Source organism: Adonisia turfae CCMR0081, from assembly GCF_011009555.1.
In the GTDB taxonomy this organism is placed as follows: Bacteria; Cyanobacteriota; Cyanobacteriia; order Phormidesmidales; family Phormidesmidaceae; genus Leptothoe; species Leptothoe turfae.
The window spans coordinates 2,477,031-2,496,997 of record NZ_QXHD01000004.1; the positions used below are offsets into that span (position 1 = coordinate 2,477,031).

Annotated in this window: 15 protein-coding genes and 2 pseudogenes; 11 read left to right on the forward strand and 6 right to left on the reverse strand. The window is 47.2% G+C overall.

From position 1 onward, the window contains the following. Window positions 1-189: 189 nt before the first annotated feature. On the reverse strand, window positions 190-3,372 hold the full coding sequence (locus DXZ20_RS14990; protein WP_163698986.1) for a hypothetical protein: 3,183 nt from the start codon (window positions 3,370-3,372) through the stop codon (window positions 190-192). A 437-nt stretch (window positions 3,373-3,809) separates the two neighbouring features. On the opposite strand from DXZ20_RS14990, the gene DXZ20_RS14995 reads away from it, so the two are divergent. Next, window positions 3,810-6,605, forward strand: coding sequence for a protein-arginine deiminase family protein (locus DXZ20_RS14995; RefSeq protein WP_163698989.1), 2,796 nt, complete (start codon window positions 3,810-3,812; stop codon window positions 6,603-6,605). 175 nt (window positions 6,606-6,780) lie between these two features. On the opposite strand, the gene DXZ20_RS15000 is transcribed toward DXZ20_RS14995, so the two are convergent. Next, complete coding sequence (locus DXZ20_RS15000; RefSeq protein WP_163669281.1) at window positions 6,781-7,356, reverse strand: pentapeptide repeat-containing protein; 576 nt, start codon at window positions 7,354-7,356, stop codon at window positions 6,781-6,783. A 176-nt stretch (window positions 7,357-7,532) separates the two neighbouring features. On the opposite strand from DXZ20_RS15000, the gene DXZ20_RS15005 reads away from it, so the two are divergent. From DXZ20_RS15005 to DXZ20_RS15025, 5 genes are all read left to right on the forward strand, one after another. Continuing rightward, on the forward strand, window positions 7,533-8,723 hold the full coding sequence (locus DXZ20_RS15005) for an HlyD family efflux transporter periplasmic adaptor subunit (RefSeq protein ID WP_163698990.1): 1,191 nt from the start codon (window positions 7,533-7,535) through the stop codon (window positions 8,721-8,723). 11 nt (window positions 8,724-8,734) lie between these two features. After that, complete coding sequence (devC, locus tag DXZ20_RS15010; protein WP_163698992.1) at window positions 8,735-9,922, forward strand: ABC transporter permease DevC; 1,188 nt, start codon at window positions 8,735-8,737, stop codon at window positions 9,920-9,922. 97 nt (window positions 9,923-10,019) lie between these two features. After that, window positions 10,020-10,724: a DevA family ABC transporter ATP-binding protein gene (locus DXZ20_RS15015; RefSeq protein ID WP_163698994.1), complete on the forward strand. Its 705-nt coding sequence runs from the start codon at window positions 10,020-10,022 to the stop codon at window positions 10,722-10,724. A 70-nt stretch (window positions 10,725-10,794) separates the two neighbouring features. Beyond that, window positions 10,795-11,040 carry a DUF3796 domain-containing protein gene (locus tag DXZ20_RS15020; protein ID WP_163669273.1) on the forward strand — a complete coding sequence of 82 codons (246 nt, stop codon included), beginning with the start codon at window positions 10,795-10,797 and terminating at the stop codon, window positions 11,038-11,040. An 84-nt stretch (window positions 11,041-11,124) separates the two neighbouring features. Then, window positions 11,125-11,496 (forward strand): hypothetical protein, encoded by a 372-nt coding sequence (locus tag DXZ20_RS15025; RefSeq protein WP_163698995.1) that lies wholly within the window; start codon window positions 11,125-11,127, stop codon window positions 11,494-11,496. Window positions 11,497-11,500: 4 nt separating this feature from the next. Here the strand turns inward: DXZ20_RS15025 and DXZ20_RS15030 are convergent, their stop codons facing one another. Beyond that, window positions 11,501-12,577 (reverse strand): acyltransferase family protein, encoded by a 1,077-nt coding sequence (locus DXZ20_RS15030; RefSeq protein WP_163698997.1) that lies wholly within the window; start codon window positions 12,575-12,577, stop codon window positions 11,501-11,503. A gap of 281 nt (window positions 12,578-12,858) precedes the next feature. Here DXZ20_RS15030 and DXZ20_RS15035 point away from each other — a divergent pair, with 281 nt between their 5' ends. Next, window positions 12,859-13,707, forward strand: a complete 849-nt coding sequence (locus DXZ20_RS15035) for an SDR family NAD(P)-dependent oxidoreductase (protein WP_163698998.1) — start codon at window positions 12,859-12,861, stop codon at window positions 13,705-13,707. Window positions 13,708-13,766: 59 nt separating this feature from the next. Here the strand turns inward: DXZ20_RS15035 and DXZ20_RS15040 are convergent, their stop codons facing one another. Continuing rightward, window positions 13,767-15,137, reverse strand: a complete 1,371-nt coding sequence (locus DXZ20_RS15040) for an NAD(P)H-dependent oxidoreductase (RefSeq protein ID WP_163699001.1) — start codon at window positions 15,135-15,137, stop codon at window positions 13,767-13,769. A gap of 284 nt (window positions 15,138-15,421) precedes the next feature. On the opposite strand from DXZ20_RS15040, the pseudogene DXZ20_RS38235 reads away from it, so the two are divergent. The 4 genes and pseudogenes from DXZ20_RS38235 to DXZ20_RS15055 form a co-directional block, all read left to right on the forward strand. After that, window positions 15,422-15,529: pseudogene (locus DXZ20_RS38235) on the forward strand (SDR family NAD(P)-dependent oxidoreductase); the annotation flags it as partial. 3 nt (window positions 15,530-15,532) lie between these two features. Beyond that, window positions 15,533-15,733, forward strand: a complete 201-nt coding sequence (locus DXZ20_RS37460) for a hypothetical protein (RefSeq protein WP_250565764.1) — start codon at window positions 15,533-15,535, stop codon at window positions 15,731-15,733. A 74-nt stretch (window positions 15,734-15,807) separates the two neighbouring features. Next, entirely contained in the window at window positions 15,808-16,902 is a 1,095-nt protein-coding gene (locus tag DXZ20_RS15050; RefSeq protein ID WP_163699002.1) for a GNAT family N-acetyltransferase, read from the forward strand. Window positions 16,903-16,924: 22 nt separating this feature from the next. After that, window positions 16,925-17,245, forward strand: coding sequence for a hypothetical protein (locus DXZ20_RS15055; RefSeq protein ID WP_163699004.1), 321 nt, complete (start codon window positions 16,925-16,927; stop codon window positions 17,243-17,245). Window positions 17,246-17,289: 44 nt separating this feature from the next. On the opposite strand, the pseudogene DXZ20_RS15060 reads toward DXZ20_RS15055, so the two are convergent. Beyond that, a pseudogene (locus DXZ20_RS15060) lies at window positions 17,290-17,568 on the reverse strand (M48 family metalloprotease); the annotation flags it as partial. A 124-nt stretch (window positions 17,569-17,692) separates the two neighbouring features. Further along, window positions 17,693-19,708, reverse strand: a complete 2,016-nt coding sequence (locus tag DXZ20_RS15065; protein ID WP_163699006.1) for a mechanosensitive ion channel family protein — start codon at window positions 19,706-19,708, stop codon at window positions 17,693-17,695. Between the last annotated feature and the right edge of the window lie 259 nt (window positions 19,709-19,967).

Genomic DNA, 19,967 nt, shown 5'->3' on the forward strand with positions numbered 1-19,967 from the left:
CGAGTGAACAAAGACAACAGTGGTTATCTTATTTGAGAGCGCACCCTGATACAGAATAAAGGGATGGATGGATTGCGATCGCAAATTCTAAAAGGTCTTGAATCGCTGCGCGCGATCCGTCCAAAGTCCAAAGAGTTTGGATCGACCACTGTACATATAGTAAATTCGACTGCCTAAGTTCTTCAAAAATCATTCTATAAATGAGAACTGAACAACTCTCTCTCTGCCCTCTATTCCAAGACCTTCTGGCTTGGAAAAAGCTTTTACACTTAGCGTATAATTTCCTAATACAGGTTGAACTCCATTATTACTGTAAAGGAAATAAGGACGTGTGTTCTCAGTTCTTGTCTGTTGGCCATCGTTAAGATTCAAAACCACACTACCAACGTATTTCGGATCAGCTATTGCCCTTAGGTTAATCATAGATGGCATATCATTAATGCTGAGCACATCACCATTTTCTATTGACTGGATATCTGCTTGAGTTTGAGCATCTACAAGTGCTAAGCCCATAATAGCCAGGGCAGGTGTTGGCTCTGAATCTGTTGATTCCCACTGCCAGCTCCCTGGAGGGTTCTGGACCCAGGCTGGCAGATCATCGTTGGCTCGTACATAAAGCAAATTAGTAGGAACACGAATATCCCACGGTTCACCAACCAGAATTTCACCCTGTGGTGCCCCCGTACGTTCTTTAATTTCATCGACAATCGATACATAGAGGGGACTGGTAATTTGTGGTGGTTCTCCCTGGCCATCCCACAATTTACCCGTATCTAGATAATGTTGTAACGCTGTTTCAAACCCTGGGCGTACAGAAATCACGACCCGAGCTGCACCTGCCTTTAAAAACTCACGAAATTGCGGATCTGGATTGTCGGTTGTAAACCGATCTTCCCAGGTATTGGTACGGCTCCAGAAGTATGGGTAAAACACATATTGCATTTGTTCCCATTCAAACACCTGCTCAAAGAATCGGATCAAACTTCCTTCTTCCCGCGCTTCATCAAAATCAAAAATAGGTGGAGCACCATCCATTACCGCATTGATAAATTCATAACGGCTACCGGTGACAATAGATATGGCATGTTTCTTTAGTTCATTGCGCTCCGTTATGCGATTGAGAGACGGTGGAGCCCCAAAACTTCTTTCTTCTTCCGCTGCAGCCTGCGCCAAGGCTTGCTCCGCTCTGATAGCAGCTACCTTCTCCTCATATTCCAATACCCGTCGCTCATAGGCCTGTTGAATCTTTTGGAATGTTTTTAATTTCCATTGTTCATAAGCTTCAGGTCTGCGTTTGCAGAATATTGTGATATCAACAAGAAAGGTACGACTCTCAAAAACAAATACCCCTACTGATAGCTGCGTACCTTGTGGATAACTATAATGCCCCGAATCTAAGCTGATATATTGTGGGAATCCAGGCCAATTTCCACCTTGTGATCGCGTAATGCGGTGAAATCTTGATCCGATCAGCACTGTAATCGCTAGGTCATCGTCAGTGGTAGCTTGAGCCGCATATTCCACTCTTTCAGGGCCATATTCTTCTGGTATGGTGAGCTCTTTCGTTTTTGCAAACCGAGGCGTACCACCTTCATCACCACCCTCATTCGTAATGGCTGCAGATGCTAATACATAAGGAGCAGGTGGGGGATCAATTTCAGTAGCGCCATACTTAGCTGCTTCAGAGCCATAATTGGTCTCATTGATTTGCGTATGAGAGGTTAGCGTAAACCTAGGAGGGGGATCTGGTAACTCTAGCTCACTATCTGGTTGATTACGGAGATAATGCAAATAAGAGGCGGGTTCCGGAATCATGAAGTCATACATCATGCGGATGCCATAGTCAAAGACTTGAGCCTCGTAAATTTTGTCTACAAACTGATAGACCCCACGAATATGCTCCGCCCCATTATTGGTTAAGGAATGGGTATTTTTCTCCTCAACCTCTCGCAATATTCGCCGTGTTCTTTCTTCACGAATATGCTCAACTATCTTCTCAAGCGAACGCTCAACAATATTTTGGGCATAGCTGGTTGAGTTGCTATTGGTTTCCTCAACTGATTGACTGGTCTCTAACTCGAAATTGGTGGAAAATTCAACATATGGTCCATATTTACCCGATAGATTGACGCCGAAATTTACATTCTGATCCTGTTGAATAGTTCGAGAAGCCTCTCGATTTAACTCAAATCGCTGGGAGGTTTCGAGTTCATTCTGCTCTTCACGGGTTGTTTCAAAGACATTGGAGAATGTTTCCTCAACCAGTTGAAGTTCACGCTGTTCTCTTGATTTTGCCTCACCAGATAAAATATTTTCAATATGTGCGACTTCCGTAGGCTCATAGCGCTTAATTTGTTGCTTAACGACAAGAAGATTACCGACTCCAGAAGGACGAATATCTCTCTGGGTGCTGCCAAGCTCTGCATGACGAATTACGCGAGCAATCTGCGGTTGAGCATTAGGATCTACACTGGTTGAGATCGCAGACGACTCTTGCTGAAGCGTCGTATATATATCCATCACGATGGCATGAATGGGCGTATTTTCTGGATCAATCTGTTGTGATTCAAGCACCGCCCGTGTCTCAGTCGATAAACTGTTGACGACAGTCTCCTTTAGCGCAAAAACATTTGTCCCTTCAGTGTTTACTTCAGCTGATTCTGGCTGTATCAGGTTCTGGTTGCGATCGCATCTCATTAATTCTTGATAAGCGTTATAAAGCTGAGATTTTCGATCAATCGTCGTATCTTCTGATTGAGTAGTGACAGCAGTTACAGTCGGTTCCGATGAAGCTGCTTTTCGTAAGCTGACAACTGACGTTAAGGCATCCTCTGGAATAATAATGGACATGCGCAAAAATCTATCCCAGGATAGCTGTATATCTTCTTCAGCCGCAGTCTGGACAATAAGATAGTAAGCGCGATAAATGTTTTGTAAGATACTCAGATTTGGCAATGAATTAGTAGTAAACATCCTTGCCAAAAGCGTGTCAGATAAACGCACCCTATCTTGTTGAAACGCGGCATCGTTTGCTAGTTCAGAGATATCCGCTATTTCCAACAAACCTGTAAGCGTCACAATAAACAAATCTGTAGAAGGCTCATCCGCGTCTGAGGTGGTGGCTATCGAATTTTGAATAGCTGTGCCATGCTGAAGTTGCTCAGGGGAACGAACAAACAGCCCACTTTCAGAATTATTAGCAATATAAGTATCGGCAATGGATTGCCTCTCAGTGACCGTTGTAGCACTTTGCATCTGCGTAAAGAAATTCGTCGACGCTACCAACGGAATAAATTGATTTTCAGCCAGACTAATAGGTGGACGCAGCTGAACAAACCTAAACAGGTCATTTGGTGAGCTTTCAGGTCTCATAAGTAGGCCTCCAGCTAAATTATTGAAAATTATTGAAGTTTAAAGCACACTTGAACAAGTAACAGCCACTGCACACATAACTGTTATTTCAGAGAATTCGTCTCAGGCATAGGGTCTTAGAGATATCATATCTCGTGAAAATTGATGTTAGTAACTTACATGTTACAAATTATATTCTTGTTAGTTATTAGTAAAGCCTCATTTTGACGGTTTTGTAGCATTTTTAATACCTGACGGCATTCTGCGCAGCATTACTTAATCGGAGAAAAAACAAAGAGTTTGCTTCTCGGAACTTAATGATCAACAAAAAAATAAGAGCCGTTATCATACTAAGAACAGCTGGCATAAGATACCGACAATGCTAGAAAGCATTAAAAATAAAGTGGAACTGACTTTATTTGAACCAGAACCATAAGCGCTGTAAAGGAGTGTTTCACATGCCTGGAATTGAGCTCCATGCTGACTTTGACCGTGATGGAGGACTCACGGGAAACCCGCGTGAGCGAACTGCCCGCCAGAACTGGCCAGGTGCCATTGTGGTTCCGAATCTTGACCGCGATCAGCGTCGCTTACCTGCAGCTGTCTCCAGCAGCTCAATTCCACGGGCCGATTACAGCTTAGCTACCGCCAACAGTGGTGATGATGAACTAGTCCCCCTGCAAATTAAAGTGATAGCTGGTGCGCTTGGTCCCAACGAGAGTCTTCATATCCGTTGTCCTGGTGTTATGCATACCCGTATTCGCCTCTCCGACAGTACAGGTCAGATCATTCCCCAGCGGCTAGGAGAGCCTGAGGTGTTTGAACTGCCTCCCATCCCCACTAATGGTCGCTTAAACCTTACACTCCAAGTTCGGACAATTGCAGGGGCCAGTTTTGGGCGATTATCTAATCTCGAGCTCGCCTATCGAGCAGATGCCCGTGAGGAGACTCGCTTCGAACTCATACTATTTCGAGTTGATAACCTTGGCAGAGTCCATGAGGAAGATCGCGGTCGTTTCTCAGTTGCCCCCTTTATCTTGGATGATCGACAGGCACCAGCGGTACGGCTCTACATGGTCAACACCGATGCCAATCATCCGTCATTTGTTGATGTTCAGAATGCTACACGGGCGGCGGCGGTCCCGATGGTCCAGGTGCCACCTGAGATTAGCAATGGTGATACCTGGTTACAGGACCAGTATCAGCACAGTTTTTTACAAGGGCCAAATCACTTTCGACAGCTCATACTACATCTTCCTCGTCTACGTCATGAAAATACGAACGCAACCGTAACTGACAACCTGGAAGATTTTGTCAACAGCCATTTTCGTTCACGCAATATTGGACTTTACAACGATCTTTGGGAGCGGATTATCGTCGTTAATACCACCGATGGAAATGTCCTTAGGATTGACTTTCGCGCAGTTACCGATTGGGCTAAGCGAGTACTGAGAATTCTAGACGTGGCGGAACGACTTAATCACTTTGGGAAATTAATAGACACCACCTGGCAAGAAATTAATGTGATGGCTTGGGTTGATACCCTCAGCAGACTTAGATCGGAGCTTGCTAGATTAAATCAAACCCTCGACCGGGCCATTGATGAAGCGAGACCAGAACGGGCAGAACTGATCAGAGGGTTGAAGAAAGCAGCGGAGAGCCTTGTAGATGAGGTAACTACTGAATTTACTGTCGTACGCGGTGGTAGTGGTAGAGACTTAGGCCTTCGATCTGAGATTGCTGGACAGACCGCTACAATAAATCGCGACACAGCAGAACGTCTCTTTGATCGGGCCAATCAGATGAATAGCTCAGCGAACTATGGCGGGAATGTCGAATCGACACCGCCCGTTCCTGGTGCTCCGCTTGGCAAGATAATCATTGGTAATTTTATCTTTGGTGACGGCAGTGAATTTGTCGATCCCGATCTACTGCGCGTACTCGCCAAACAGAAAAAACAACCCATTGTTGAGATTAATACGGCATGGCTGCGGGTTGGTCACATAGACGAGATGATGGCTATTGTACCACATGGACGGTCCGACTTTTCTGTTCTGCACGCCTCATCACGGGCAGCAATGGCCCTTCTACAGCGAGCTGAAACCCGTTATCGGGCTGGGCTCCCTGCCAATCATCCTGATACTTTCCGCAACCGCCCCTCCGGTGTACTTTCACGGTTGATGAATGAAGGCAGTTCTCCGGTCACGCGGCTTTTTCGCGGTAAAGCCTGGCTACACAACCATCCTCCCGCCCAGCGTGGTCAGATACCCGAATCCCACGAACCGCCTGCTACTTACATTAAATTAGCCGAAGGGTTGAGTGCTGGAAATGGGTTTAATATACACCGAATTGGCTATGTCCCAGGGGAAGGACCGCCGCGTCGTTATCCGGCTGACATCACCCCCTTTGAGATTATTTGGGCAGAGCGTGATGCCCGCAACAACAGTACCAATGACTTTATTGACAGCGAATTTCTACAGCCAAGCCGTGTCCATTTACAACGAGAGTTAGGGGTGCCTATTTATCCTATTCCTGTTCTCTGGGATAGGGTAGATGATATCAATCGCTTTCAGGAAGCATTTTGGCAACAGCCCACGACCGCATATTCGCCGGATATTGCAAATATGCAAGTCCTAAACAATCATCTGCTGGTTCCCAAGCCCTACGGCCCACGTATGCGACCCAGGGATGCCATTGCAGTGGTTCAAGCAGCGATGCAAGACGTTGGGGTGCCAGGTACCATCCGTGCCCAGGTCGGCCATCGACTGATCAGGCAACATCGTATGACACGCGCCCATTACTGGATTGAAAAAGTATCTCCCGCTTACCTGTTCAGTCCTATTGGCTCCATTCGAGCGTCCTATGGTGGCTTAATGGATCAACAAGATGTGATTGATGCTTTTAAGGATAGTTTCCCCGGTGCCTCAGACCGTGAAATTCAACGCCGATTGATTATCCCCAACAGGCGTCATTTTGACGCACGTGGTATTTTACGCCGCGATCATACGCGGCTCTTGGTGAATGATGGTATGGTCGACCTGTTTGAGTTGTTTACGGCAGCGATCGCAGCTCATTTAGGGGTCACTATTCATTTTGTAGATAGTTGGTATTATCACATCCGCGAGGGCCAAATTCATTGCGGCACCAATGTTTTGCGTCGGCCTCGAAGGAGGGCCGGATTACCTAATGTTTGGGATATACCTGATGTGGAGTTTCGTGGCCAAATCTTGATCTTTGAGGATGACGAAGTTTAGATAGTGGCTCAAGGATAAAGATGATGGTTGGGGTCTCTTGCGTCCCATCTAGGAAATAGGTCTGAGGAGATTCCAACCTAAGACAGGCGAGATTGCGATCGCTTATCCCATCAATGTTGTGCTAGAACAGCTCCGTGCTTGGGAGGTTATGAAGTAACTTTTGTCTTCATAACAATTACCAAGGTGTCTCCCAATGCTGAGGCTTACTCAATCGTTCCAACAGGGGAATCTCCTGCAGCCAGATCTCAGGCAAAATTGCTCCTTGTAAATTTGTCTCACGTAAGTTGGTGCGTGTCAGCTTGGCCTGACTGAGATCAGCATTTTGCAAATCAGCCCCATAGAGATTGGCCCCACGTAGATCTGCCTGCTGTAAATTTGCTTGCTGTAAATTTGCACCAGCCAGTATGGCTCCTTTTAGGCTGGCTGAAGATAGATCAATCTGGGACTGAAGCGTTCCCGTGAGCACTGCTTCACAGAGGTTAGCATGCTGCAAATTGGCCTGTTTGAGATTGGCCCCACTTAAATTGGCAACAATCAAAGTGGTCCTGCGTAAATTCGCACCACTCAGATTGGCCATGACTAGAAAGGCACCACTCAGATTGGCATTTTCCAGGATAGTATGGGACAAATCAGCCCGGATTAAATTAATACCGCTGAGTTTTGCTCCAGCCAAATTTACTCCACTCAGATTAACTTTGCTGAAATCTCGTTCTCCAGCCGCGTATCGTTCTAATAGCTCTTCGCGATCCATGGAATTCTCCTCGGTGCTGCGATATTTGAGCTTTAACCCAGGTGCCTGGGAGTATCGAGTTTGATAGCGATAAGACTTGTAAGGTTTCCCTCTTAAGTATATTTACTCTAACGTAAAATCTAAATGGAGATTCTAAACCGTCAACAAAGTCAACACCACATTAGAGGGTTGGCACAATGGCTCGTATTCTTCATCGCAAACTATTTCCCCAGGATTGGGTCACAGGTACGATAGCCATCCTACTGGTGGGGACAACAGGTACCTATTTTGTTCTGTCTCAGGCACAAGAGCAGAAATTGGCGCAGGATACCCAGGTCGAAATTCTGCCTGCTAAAGCAGTGACTGCCCTGGGACGGCTGGAACCTCAAGGGGAGGTGATTAAGCTTTCGGTAGCGAATGCTCAGGATAGTCGTGTGAACCAGCTCTTTGTTGAAGAAGGAGATTGGGTAGAGGCTGGCAAGGTAATCGCTATTTTGCAAGGACTGGATAAAAAACAGGCCGAATTAACAGAGGCACAACAGAATGTGGTCATCTATCAGGCCAGACAAGCCCAAATTGAAACTGGGGATGCCAAGATAGCAGACATCGCCGCCCAACAAGCCGTGATTAATCAGCTCAAAGCCCAGCTCCGTACTGAAACCATTGAACGACAGGCTGAAATTACCAGTGCTGAAGCTGAACTCAGACACGCGAAACAAACCTATCAGCGGTATCACCAGCTCCATCAATCAGGGGCTGTTGAAACAATGGCACTAGATGAACGACAGGAGACTTTCGAAACGACTCAAGCAGCCTTAAGTGAAGCTGAGGCCCATTTAGAAAATACGGTATCCACTCTGCAAGAACGAATTCGACATGAGCAGGCCTTATTGGCCAAACTTGAGGAAGTTCGTCCGGTTGACTTGCACGTAGCCCAGGCAGAAGTGGAGCATGCGATCGCACAGGTAAATCGCATCAAAGCCGAACTGGAAGACTACTATGTACGGGTACCGGTGGCAGGCCAAATTCTGAAAATCAACACCCGTGTGGGGGAGCAGGTCAATACCAGCCAGGGCATTGTGGAACTGGGGCGCACCGCTCAGATGTATGCGATCGCAGAAGTCTATGAAACCGATGTGGGTCTGGTACAGCCAGGACAGCGAGCTGCCGTGATTAGCGAACATGGTGGTTTTGAGGGTGAGATCCGAGGCACCATTGACCATGTGGGCATGCAAATCAAAAAACAAGATGTGATCGATGCCGACCCGGCGGCAGATAAAGATGCACGGGTGGTTGAAGTGAAGGTGCGGATTGATCCGGAAGATAACGATAAGGTGGCAGGTCTGACCAATCTGCAGGTACGCATCACAATCAATGTAGAACGCTGAGAGGTGGGCTGATGAAGTCTCCTGCTTTCCAGATATTGTTCCAGCATTTACGTCAGGAGCCGCCCCTAGGCTGGGCGCAGCTGAGCCATCAAAAAGTACGCTTATTGGTTGCTCTAACGGGAGTGGCCTTTGCCGATATTTTGATTTTCACCATGCTGGGCTTTCAGAGCATGTTGTTTGAGGGCTCCACCTTTGTCCACAAAAATCTGCGGGCCGATCTGGTGTTGCTGAGCCAGCGTACAGAGGCCTTGTACTTCGGGCAAACATTCTCTCGACGTCACCTATATCAGGCCAATGCCGTTGAAGGGGTGGCCTCTGCTAAGCCGTTCTATTTTGGTGGGGGTGCGTGGATAAATCCCTGGGATGGCGAAAGCACTGATGTGATGGTGCTCGCATTTGATCCTGCCCATCCTGTCTTGGATTTACCCGAAGTTGATCAGCAGCTCGACAAGATTAAACTGCCCAATGTAATCTTGCTTGATCGAAAAACTCAGCCCAAAGTTGGCCCTGTTGCGGAGACCCTGGATCAAGGCAAATCGGTAACCACCGAACTCTCAGGGCATCGCATTAAGGTGGAAGGATTGTTTACCCTGGGGAGTAGCATTTTTACTGAGGGGCATCTGATCACCAGCGATTCCAACTATTTACGCTTTACTGGCCCAGATAGTTTGGAAACGGTCAATGTAGGGGCATTAATTCTGGAACCTGATGCCGATCTTGAAACTGTTCGACAAGCCCTTGATACCCGTTTACCCAAAGAGGTTAAAGTACTTACCCCTGAAGAATTTATTCAAATTGAGGTCGGCTTCTGGGCGAGTCAACCCTCAGGGGTTATCTTCAATTTTGGAGCGGTTATGGGCCTGGTGGTTGGCATTGTGATTGTTAATCAGGTGTTGTACTCCGACGTTAACGACCATTTGTCAGAATATGCCACCCTTAAAGCCATGGGTTACTCTGATCGAAGACTGTTGATGGTAGTCTTTCAAGAAGCGGCGATTCTAGCAATATTAGGTTTTTTGCCTGGTTATGGGGTTTCGTTAGGGATGTATCAGTTGCTGGCTTATTTAACGAAGATTCCCCTTGGCATGCGATTGGGGGTGACATTGCAAGTGTTTACGGCCACGGTGGCAATGTGCATGATTTCAGCAGCCATTGCCATGCGAAAACTGCAGTCTGCGGATCCGGCAGATGTCTTTTAGTTCTTAGTTCTTAGTTCTTAGTTCCAGTCCATTACCCACTACTTACCGTTTGAAGCTCCGAGTCTAAAACTCAAAATTCAAAACTCACTTTCAAGCCATGTTTTCTCAACCTGTTGTTACCGTTCGTCATCTCAACCATGCCTTTGGCAAGGGCGAATTACGCAAGCCGGTTTTGTTCGATGTAGATTTAGATATCTGTGCAGGGGAAATTGTCCTGTTAACTGGCCCGTCTGGTAGTGGCAAAACCACCTTGCTGACGTTGATTGCGGGGCTACGGTCTGTGCAGGAAGGCAGTGTTAATATCCTGGGGCAAGAGTTACTTGGGGCGAGGAAACAGCAGCTGGTGCAGGTGCGTAACCAGATTGGGTTTATTTTTCAGGCCCATAATTTGTTGGCTTGTTTGACGGCACAGCAGAATGTGGGCATGTCACTGCGGCTACATGACAATCTGTTGCTTGAGGACCGGATTGATCGCGCTCAGGCAATTCTGGAGGCAGTTGGTATGGGCGATCGGGTTAGCTACTATCCAGATAGTTTGTCGGGGGGGCAGAAACAGCGGGTTGCGATCGCACGAGCCCTGGTCAGCGAACCGAAAATTGTCCTTGCCGATGAACCCACCGCCGCGCTGGATAGTAAGTCTGGCCGTGATGTGGTCGACATTATGCAGCGTTTAGCCAAACAACAAGGCGGCACAATTTTGCTCGTCACCCACGACACTCGCATTCTCGACATTGCCGATCGCATTGTCCATATGGAAGACGGTCGCCTGGCCCATGATACGGCGCTAGTCAGCAGTGAGTGATTTCCTCACAAGTTCCTCATGCTTTATTTTCATACTGAAAGGATAAGAACGCCAACTTGAGCTGAACCATATGAACAACTTAAATCGGAACAACCTTAATCGAAAGAAGTCCTGGCTTGGCTTTTTGGGATTTCTAGGATTTCTGGGATTTCTAGGATTTGTTCAAGATATTCCGGCATTTCTATTTTATTTTTCGTTCTTTTCTTTTTTTAGTGCTTTTCGCTATGTGAGGGAAGAGCTAAAGTATCTTAGCCTGCTAGGCGTGGTTGGATTTATCGTGGCAATATTGGGTGTCCTGGGGATTATTCCAGTCTGATGTTTTAACAATGTGAGAAGGAGCAACCCATGAATATGATCACAAAATGATCGCAAAGCGGCTTCTTTTCTAGTGAAAAAGACGATGAGTGAAAACGGTTTGCGCATGATCGGTGTAGCAGTTGCATTTCTGCTGGTTTTTGGAACCGGCTTCTATTTGACCCATTTCGGTAGGCCATATGGTGTGGCTCTTTTTACAGCGCATAAGCTGGTTGCAACTGGAATACTGGTCTTCCTTGGGGTAAACATCTACAAAATTTACAAGACATCAGCATTGGGGGAGAGCGCATGGCTGATTATATCACTTGCGGTTCTGGCATTTGTTGTCATGATTGCATCGGGTAGCGTGCTGAGTGCAGTCAAATCCGCACCAACAGTGATTGCGGCTATTCACAAAGTAGTCTCGTATGTGACGGTGCTGCTTGCGATCGCAGCGTTCTATTTGCTGCTGGAGTAGAGAACTAAACCCACGCAAATAATTTTCTCACACCCGCCCGCTTCACGGAAAAATGGGTGAGCAAAAGAACAATTAAGCCAACAAGCGCTGCATCAACGGCATTGAGCTTACTAGTATCAAGGATCAACATACTCCACCCAAAAAGCACCCACTGCACAAAATATATCGCGGTAACGTTCTTACTCCAATAAATCAGCACCTTGATGATTCGATTTTCACTGCTCAACGTTTGTTCCAGCCAATGGCAAACGCTAAACCATACCAAAACGAACCCAATCATTAACAAATGGATGCTTGCGCCACTTCGATAGTAATCGCCCGTAGGGGAAAGAATATCGAATGCTAAAACTCCAACAGCACTTAAAAGAAATATAACTACTCCCAAAGCGCTTAGGGCAAAACCATACCAGCCCATTTTCCGTAGGCTACTCTTGAGCCTGTCACCACTGAGCAAATACCGGCTGAGATACATGCCTAATAGTGGATAAATTATCCATGGAAAAAATGGGAAATAGACAGTGTTAGCCTCTCCCCAAAAAGGATCAAAAAATGGATTACTACCGAATCTACCCCACAAGAACGGAGAAGCTAAAAGTACAGTGAGAATCAGCAAAGGTATCGTATTTTTTTGATCAGTTATTTTTTTGATCAAGGTGCAGAAAATTAGAGATAAGCCAGCCAGATGAAAAATATCAACAGCAAATAGCAGGGTTAGAAGAGTCTCACCTTCAGCTAAGTTAAGGTTATCCCTGCCATATAGCGATATCGCGATGAGCACAGGGATCGTGAATCGCAGTAGGTTTAAAATAATCCCAAGTATCAGTAGCTTAATCCCCCGCCATATATTTTGGCGCGTACTTGCCTTTGATTTTATTAAAAATGCTCCCATCAGTAGCATAAATACTGGAGCAGCAGGAGCCGTCCCTAAGAAGACAAAAAGATTCGCTAATAAGCTGTCTCCTTCGCCGCCAGACACTTCATGGACAATCATGCAATGCTGGGTAAACATGCCAAATACAGCAAAACCCCGAGCAATATCTAAATAGTAACTTCGTTTGTTAACCTTGCCTTGTGGTGTCATGATTGATAAGAATTACTGGCTAAATTGTTGAGTGAGCAATTGTGGTTTCAATTTAACACTCCAACCGGTTACATGATTGACTCAACAGAAACCTCTACTGGTGAGCATATTTCTATCCTGCGACGAGAAGAGTTTGGCACGCCAGAGCCGCCAAACATCAGCTCAGTTAGACGATAGGTTCACCTCATAACCTCACAAGTTGCTCATATTTTGCGTTCACACTTAAAACTTGGGTCGGGCAAACTGAAGACGTAGTTTGATTTATGGGACAGAGAATGGCAATGAGAACGAACAAACTATTAGGAAAAATTGCTCTGGTGACGGGGGCAAGCCGTGGCAACGGCAAAGGAATTGCCATTGGCCTAGCGGAAGCAGGAGCTACCGTTTATGTCACAGGAAGAACAATGAATCAGGGAGATAGTAAGAATGGGCTTCCTGGCGGACTTCAGCAAACAGAAGAAGAGATCAGACAGCAAGGCGGCATCTGCATAGCTGTTCGCTGCGATCATACAAACGACAGTGAAGTCAAGAAAGTTTTTGAGCAAATTGAACAGGATCAAAACCGCCTTGATATCCTTGTCAATAACGTGTGGGGTGGGTATGAAACCCTGTTCAACGAGAAGGGGGAATATGTCTGGGAGTATCCCTTCTGGGAGCAACTCTCATCACAGTGGGATTCCATGTTTGCTGCCGGGGTTCGAGCCCATTGGATCGCCAGTCGTCTGGCAGCGAAAATAATGGTCACTCAACAGTCAGGACTCATCGTCAATATTTCGCATTGGGCAGGACAAAAGTATAGTGGCAACGTCTGCTACGGGGTATCCAAAGCGGCCACCGATCGGTTAACGGCAGACACCTCACATGATTTGCAGCCTTATCAAGTGGCAGTGGTCTCTCTTTATCCGGGGCTGGTTCGAACAGAAAGAGTCATGCGAGCGGCGGAATACCTGGATTTAAGTAATTCTGAATCTCCCCAGTTTTTAGGAAAAGTGGTTGCGGCCTTGACATCAGACCCAACTATCATGGAAAAGTCAGGTAAGGTTTTAGTTGCCGCGCAATTAGCCATGGATTATGGGATTACTGATATCGATGGAAAACAACCTAGACCGCTAACACTTGATCAAGCCTAAACGGAACAACGGAGTGACGCCATCACATCAAATGCCATCACATCAAAAATCACCAGTAGTCATGGCCTTACTCTTGCATAAGGTTGGGCGAACAGTTCTTTCTCGCCAACTTGATTTTCAGCCGCACTTTGCCGCCAGTGCCGTTGGGCCAATTTGATAAACAGCCATCGCCACAGACTGAAGGGCATAAAGGGAATCGGTGTTTTTGTCATCAGCTTGGCGGCTTCAGGTGGAACCATTTGCCCATCCGCCAGGGCTGCACTGGTGATATCCAGGGCCTGGATAACATGCTCTACTGGTGGCCCCTCGCGCTCAGTTCCCTTGATAGGTTGACCTCCAAACAACGCTTCTCCGGCTCCCAGCGCCAGCCCTCCTAACCAAATCAGCCCCGTATCAATGGCAAAGCGTTGACAGATAGCTAACGCTAGCGCATTGTGATGGGCTTCGGGAAATCCATTGTTAGCGATCGCAAAAAGCCGTTTCGGACTTTCCGGTGGGTCGGTGGAGAGATGCTTAGCCATCACCTCAAGTGACTTCATCACCAGGAATGGGAGTGAATCGACATACAGTGGAAACGCCAACAGTATCAGCTCAGCTCGGTCCACAGCCGCCAAAAATTCCGCTTGCCCCTCGCCCTGTAAAAGGTTTTTCCTGAGTGTTAATGACTCGGTTTCCCACCCCCGCTGATTGAGTTGCGCCAACACATATCCGCCCAAGACGCCGGAGGTGCTGGGGGATTTAACCTTGGGGCTACCGATGATCAGTAAAGCCCGACCTGGGCCACCCAGGGTTGGAGTGTCAACGCCAGCTGTCACTGTTGGCATTAGCGAGGCAACCACCTTACTTGACGGAAGATTATCATTTCTAACCAGCACGGATTGAAGTTGCTGGCGCACATCTTCTGGAGCATCCGTACTTAAGACAACGTCGGCAGCATAGGTGGGAGCATGAGAGTTGAGGGCGTTGCGCCCAACCAGCAGCTTAAACAGGTTGGCTTCCGCGTCATTCGACTGATGCTGGACGCCAATGCCGACCAGTCGCGGATTTTTTGAATACCGGGGGTGGTGATGAAATTCACCATGATAAATGCCAAAATCAGGAAGAACTAGCGGTATCCGGCGATCTTGACTTTTTTTGATTTCCGATGAATATCCCCCAAATGTAACAGGAGTAAAGAGGATGGTCAGATCACTCTGGATGACTGCCTGAGTAATATCACGCCCTGCATCAGGCTCCAGACAGATGCCCGGCGTTTTTACCCAGCAGCCAAAGCAGCCGATACAGGTGCCCATTTTGATGTCTCTCAATGGAAAAGTCTGCACCGTTGCGCCACTACGGTGCAGCTCATTCAACAGAAGGTCTAATATCAGGGATAGGGATTCATCACCTACGCCTGAGCCATCTAGAAGAACAATTTTTTGATTCAACATAGGAAACCTCCCACATACTACAAAGAGTGTCTGTTCGTCTTCGGTCGCCGTTGCACACAACAGAATTATGAGCCGTCATCATTGGCGGCGAAGATACATCCCATTGCTTACTTCCAAGTTTCAACAAAAAAGTTGAGGAACTTGTGGGGGGATCCGCTTTAGAGAGCTTCACAAGTTCCTCATGGTTTGTCCTCAAACTTAAAAAAGGGAAATGTGACCTGAAGATGTGGCGTTGAATCTATCGTAACAAACCATCAAAATAAGGAAGCCCTGTCTGCTACGGTGTATCCAAAGCAGCCACCGACCGGTTAACAGCAGACACGGCCCATGATTTTCAGCCTTATCAAGTAGCCGTGGTTTCTCTTTATCCGGGATTGGTTCGAACGGAAAGAGTCATGCGAGCAGCAGAATACCTGGATTTACGTAATTCTGAGTCTCCCCAGTTTTTAGGAAGAGTGATTGCTGCTTTGGCATTAGCCCCAACTATCATGGCAAAGTCAGGCAAGGTTTTAGTTGCCGCCCAATTAGCTATGGATTATGGGATTACTGATATCGATGGCAAACAACCTAGCCCCCTAACGCTTGATCAAGTCTAAGGCGGCTCAATTTATTCAGATGCGCGTACAATTGATGGGACATCGTTAACCACCCCGATCAGGAGAAGTACACTGTGGCTCAAGTATTCGATGTTGTTATTCGTCCCATAGAAGATAACGAGCGACGCAGTGTACATGCTCTTATGTGTCGAGCTTTTTCACTTTCCGATCAACTGGCTTTTTCATGGACACCCAACGTCCTAGTTGCCGAGGGAGATGGTCAACTATTGGGAGCGATTGTCCTCAAACTGTTTGCCCTCCCCCACCATCGTAAAGCAGGCTCGATTTCATGGCTATTTACAGCACCAGAGGTGCGTGGTCAGGGCTTGGGGCAGCGTTTGGTTGAGGCTGGATTTGATTTCTTTGAGCAACAGGGATGTGATGAGATTCTGGTTACCGTTGAGGGCTTTAATACTAGCTCCAGTAAACTATTTTCTACCCGTGGATTTAAGATCCTGTCCCCTGGAATGCAGTTTCGACGCTATGGTCTAGCAACATTTGCTGTATGGACAAAGCTCTCTCATTATTTTGATCTAGGTCATTTTATATGGGCACGTCCTGCCCCGCAGTCATCAGATAGTCCCACATTGCAGTGGTGGGGAACGATTATAGCCAACTCTCTGATTGGGCTATTGATGTGGTGGCGACTGGGCGATTCCATAGCAGTTGATCCATGGATGTGGTGGCAACTACCACCGATAGTGATGCTGTTGTTTGGTGTGCGATATTTGGGCATGGTGCTGATGGCACGCCAGCAAGGGTTGGCAGTCCGGTTTCGTGCCTGGGAATCCGGATTTATGCTCAGTGCAGCCATTGCTCTAATCTTTGCGGGCGCAATGTACCCCATACCCGGCAGCGTTTATCCCACAACAACCCAGTGGCGCTATCGAGACTTGCTGCCCAAGTTGGGTCGAATGGCCTTAGCTGGCACTCTTCCAGTGTTGCTCATCCTATGGGGTACTTGGACGATATCTCAGTTAGGTTTATTCTCTACCGCCTGGCTAAAGATACTGCTTTTAGTAGGTAAACCGTTGATCCTGTTCGATATTGTTATGCCGTTTTTCCCATTTTTCAGTTTTAATGGACGGCGATTATGGGATTGGCATAAAGGTATTTGGGCAGTGTTGGCAACGGCAGCTATAGCAGTCTTTTTGATTGGTAGAACATAGGAAATCAATGTGTATCCATTCTATGGACAAACTCATCGAAAATTTAGTGCATTTAAGTTCCTCAGAGCTTAATGAAATTTTGGATAAGCGAGATTCGGGTGCCTTTGACAATGCCTGGTGTAAGCAGAGTGAAGCCGTCCCAGAAGTAGAAGAACCTTTTGACTTAGAAGATATTTTCGTGAAATTGTCAAAAATCACCAATCACCATGAGATTTGTTCGTATATCGCTGATGATCTTGAGTTATTATATCGTGCAGACAAAATCGGAATTACCTCTGATTTCTTAACGCATCTAAAGAGTTGTTATGCAAGAGGTGAAGTTCCCTGTAACTGGGAAAGCTGATAGTTCTCGATGGGAGTCGTATTGCGAACGTTAGCCTACAAAATGCTGTTAGGGCGATGTAGGGCTAACTCCACACCGAGTGCGATCGCTGCACTTTGATCTACCCCCCCTGCCATCAAAATGCCCTGGGCGATCGCTGCCTGCTGCAGTTGTTGAACCGCATGACGACGGTCTACGTGGGCAATTTCGTAGGCGATCACACTGGCTAGCTGTGCCTCATTATCTGCCGTTTGTAGCAAACCTGTATTGAGATATACAAATCCTCCCAATGTGGCAAAAGCATTCACCCCATCGTCTTCAATGACTTGAAAGGTGTAAGGGATTTGGCGGCATTCAGTATAAAACGCCATAATTCGGACATATTCTGGATGATGGCGCTGTTAGGGAATTATAAATATAGTTAGACCAAAGCGGTTCTCTGTTCTGTTTTGTGTCATTGCCATGGGTCTATCTGGTGGCTTGACCAGAATCTATGCCATAGTCCAACAAAATCTTGTGCTGCGGCAGACCAATCTGAATATTGGCCTTGTCAAAGGCTTGTTTAAGGCGCAGGCGAAACTCTCGTCCAACGGGCCATTGTTGCATCGCTTGGGTTTTGATCCATACTCGGATCAAGATACCAGCATGGGAGATGTGATCAACACCAAGAACAGAAGCGGGTTCTAGAATTTTGTCTTGCCATCGGGGATCGGCAAACAGGGTGTCAGCAACCGTGCGAATGAGCTCAAGGGCTTGCTTGATATCAGCGTCATAGGCAATCTCGATGGTGAAGTCAATCCGCGACCAGTCTTTAGTAAGGTTTGCAATAGTAGAGATTTGACCGTTTGGAATAGTAATCAATCGGCCTTCAGGATCGCGAAGTTGGGTCGTAAATAAACTCATGTGCTCGACTAGACCAGAATATTCGCCAATTGTAATCACATCTCCCAAGACAAATCGGTCGGTCCATAGAATTACCGCACCATTGAGCATATCTTGCAGGACATCTCGCGAAACAACGGCTGCTACAACTGCGATCGCACCAACACTAGCGAGTACCGTGGGATTAATCCCCAAAGCCTGGATAGTGAGGTAAATGCCAAGGGCTATAAAAAAAATAGTCGTGGCACTTTTGAGAGCAGGAGAATAGGTGCTAACGCGCAACGCAACCCGGCTGGAATTGGGATCTTCGAGCTGGGTCACTTTCCCCCACTGATTGAGGTGATAGTCAATCTCAATGTCAACCACCGTGTCGAGCAGGCCCATCACTAGCCAGATAATGGGTACCCAAATTGCCTGGCTGAAGAGATAGGGGGCATAGGGTCGGGTCATTGGATATAGCCGTGCAATTACACCACCTGCTCCAAAGCCGGTACACACCTCTAGCCAAAAGACCAAACGCACAACAAACTTTATCAGATTAAGCCGTTGCTTAAGTAGAGTTTGTTCTTTGAGAAATCCCGTAGAAAAGTTGATCCACAATTGATTCATCGACTGACCCGCCTCGGTTACTGCAATCAGCGGATTGAAGGCCCGATCAAAGCGAAGTTGGAGCGACTGCTGGGCCGATGGGTCGGCGGGGGGCTGAGTGGTCTCTGGGTTGCTAGACTCAGGGGCCACCGTAATTGACTGTTGGAGTTCTTTTTCTGAAGCTTTGAGGCGTTTGCGCAGGGTACGCTTGCGATGACGCAACCAGCGACGCACATGCTCAAAGCTAGCGATAAGGAGAGCGGCCAAGGTAAGGACTGTGAGCATGATCAGCGGTCTCGCCCATGGGTACTGCTGATCAAATGATTGTTCCCATAGCCTATGGCTAAGGCCGTTGCGAATTTTCTCTTGCCAGTCTGCGGCTAGAAGTTCTTTGTCTTGACCATTATGTAACGCATCAAACTCATTAACAGTCACTAAGGATTGCTGCTGGAGCCTATACTCTGGCTGAGCAGGCAAAAACACGACCGTCTGATCATTTTCAAACCCCACTTCCACCCTGGGGGTGCTCGGGTGCAGTTTAGTTCGTGCTCGGAACAAGTCAATCCAGTAACTGTTAACTGTTACCAAGGTTTTCTGAACATCCTCCTGTTGCTGAACTGTACGCAACACTTCCCGAAAGCTTCGCTGCACAAGCTTAGAACGGGTCTCGACATCCAGGGTTTGAGCATCGGGAGCGGCTACTTGAGTTGGGCCTGCAACGCTAAAACTAATCCCCGTTGAACCATAGAGGTAGACATTACTGCACATCAGCCTGCCGCAGGGGTACTCAGCATTAGGACGCCAACCAAAAACGGCTTCGGTAGGGTGGTTAGATTGTTGAACGATAGGTGGCAATTGAGCAACTGCTGGAGAGGCAAGCAGCAGGACACTGCTAAAAGTGATGAGGGCGTAGAAGAGACGACATCGCAATGGGATAAAGGGCAAGAAAATGACTACGATATCAGTGTAACGAGGAAGTGATGACGGAACCAGCGGATACCTAACCGATGGCATGCTCAGGTTTATCACTCACGCAAACCGGACTGGGATAACTCAGATCTTGCACTAAGGTCGGTTGTGAAGCTCAAACCCACGTTGGGTTCAAAACCCAACGCTAATTGAAGGCTGTCCACTCAAGGGACAAGATTGGCTGGGCAGCTCTAAATAGAGAGCTTTTAGGGATTTTTTAACCGCTTGAGCGGTTTTGAGCCAGTTAGCCTTGCGACTTTGAGTCCAAGGCGGGTTAATGCTTCCTTGCCAGGTGCAAGATCTC

What these genes read in the sequence shown, in the direction of transcription:
- DXZ20_RS14990 (WP_163698986.1), bottom strand. Translation starts at nt 3,372, where the DNA reads ATGAGACCTGAAAGCTCACCAAATGACCTGTTTAGGTTTGTTCAGCTG.
- DXZ20_RS14995 (WP_163698989.1), top strand. Translation starts at nt 3,810, where the DNA reads ATGCCTGGAATTGAGCTCCATGCTGACTTTGACCGTGATGGAGGACTC.
- DXZ20_RS15000 (WP_163669281.1), bottom strand. Translation starts at nt 7,356, where the DNA reads ATGGATCGCGAAGAGCTATTAGAACGATACGCGGCTGGAGAACGAGAT.
- DXZ20_RS15005 (WP_163698990.1), top strand. Translation starts at nt 7,533, where the DNA reads ATGGCTCGTATTCTTCATCGCAAACTATTTCCCCAGGATTGGGTCACA.
- devC (WP_163698992.1), top strand. Translation starts at nt 8,735, where the DNA reads ATGAAGTCTCCTGCTTTCCAGATATTGTTCCAGCATTTACGTCAGGAG.
- DXZ20_RS15015 (WP_163698994.1), top strand. Translation starts at nt 10,020, where the DNA reads ATGTTTTCTCAACCTGTTGTTACCGTTCGTCATCTCAACCATGCCTTT.
- DXZ20_RS15020 (WP_163669273.1), top strand. Translation starts at nt 10,795, where the DNA reads ATGAACAACTTAAATCGGAACAACCTTAATCGAAAGAAGTCCTGGCTT.
- DXZ20_RS15025 (WP_163698995.1), top strand. Translation starts at nt 11,125, where the DNA reads ATGAGTGAAAACGGTTTGCGCATGATCGGTGTAGCAGTTGCATTTCTG.
- DXZ20_RS15030 (WP_163698997.1), bottom strand. Translation starts at nt 12,577, where the DNA reads ATGACACCACAAGGCAAGGTTAACAAACGAAGTTACTATTTAGATATT.
- DXZ20_RS15035 (WP_163698998.1), top strand. Translation starts at nt 12,859, where the DNA reads ATGAGAACGAACAAACTATTAGGAAAAATTGCTCTGGTGACGGGGGCA.
- DXZ20_RS15040 (WP_163699001.1), bottom strand. Translation starts at nt 15,137, where the DNA reads ATGTTGAATCAAAAAATTGTTCTTCTAGATGGCTCAGGCGTAGGTGAT.
- DXZ20_RS37460 (WP_250565764.1), top strand. Translation starts at nt 15,533, where the DNA reads ATGCGAGCAGCAGAATACCTGGATTTACGTAATTCTGAGTCTCCCCAG.
- DXZ20_RS15055 (WP_163699004.1), top strand. Translation starts at nt 16,925, where the DNA reads ATGGACAAACTCATCGAAAATTTAGTGCATTTAAGTTCCTCAGAGCTT.
- DXZ20_RS15065 (WP_163699006.1), bottom strand. Translation starts at nt 19,708, where the DNA reads ATGCCATCGGTTAGGTATCCGCTGGTTCCGTCATCACTTCCTCGTTAC.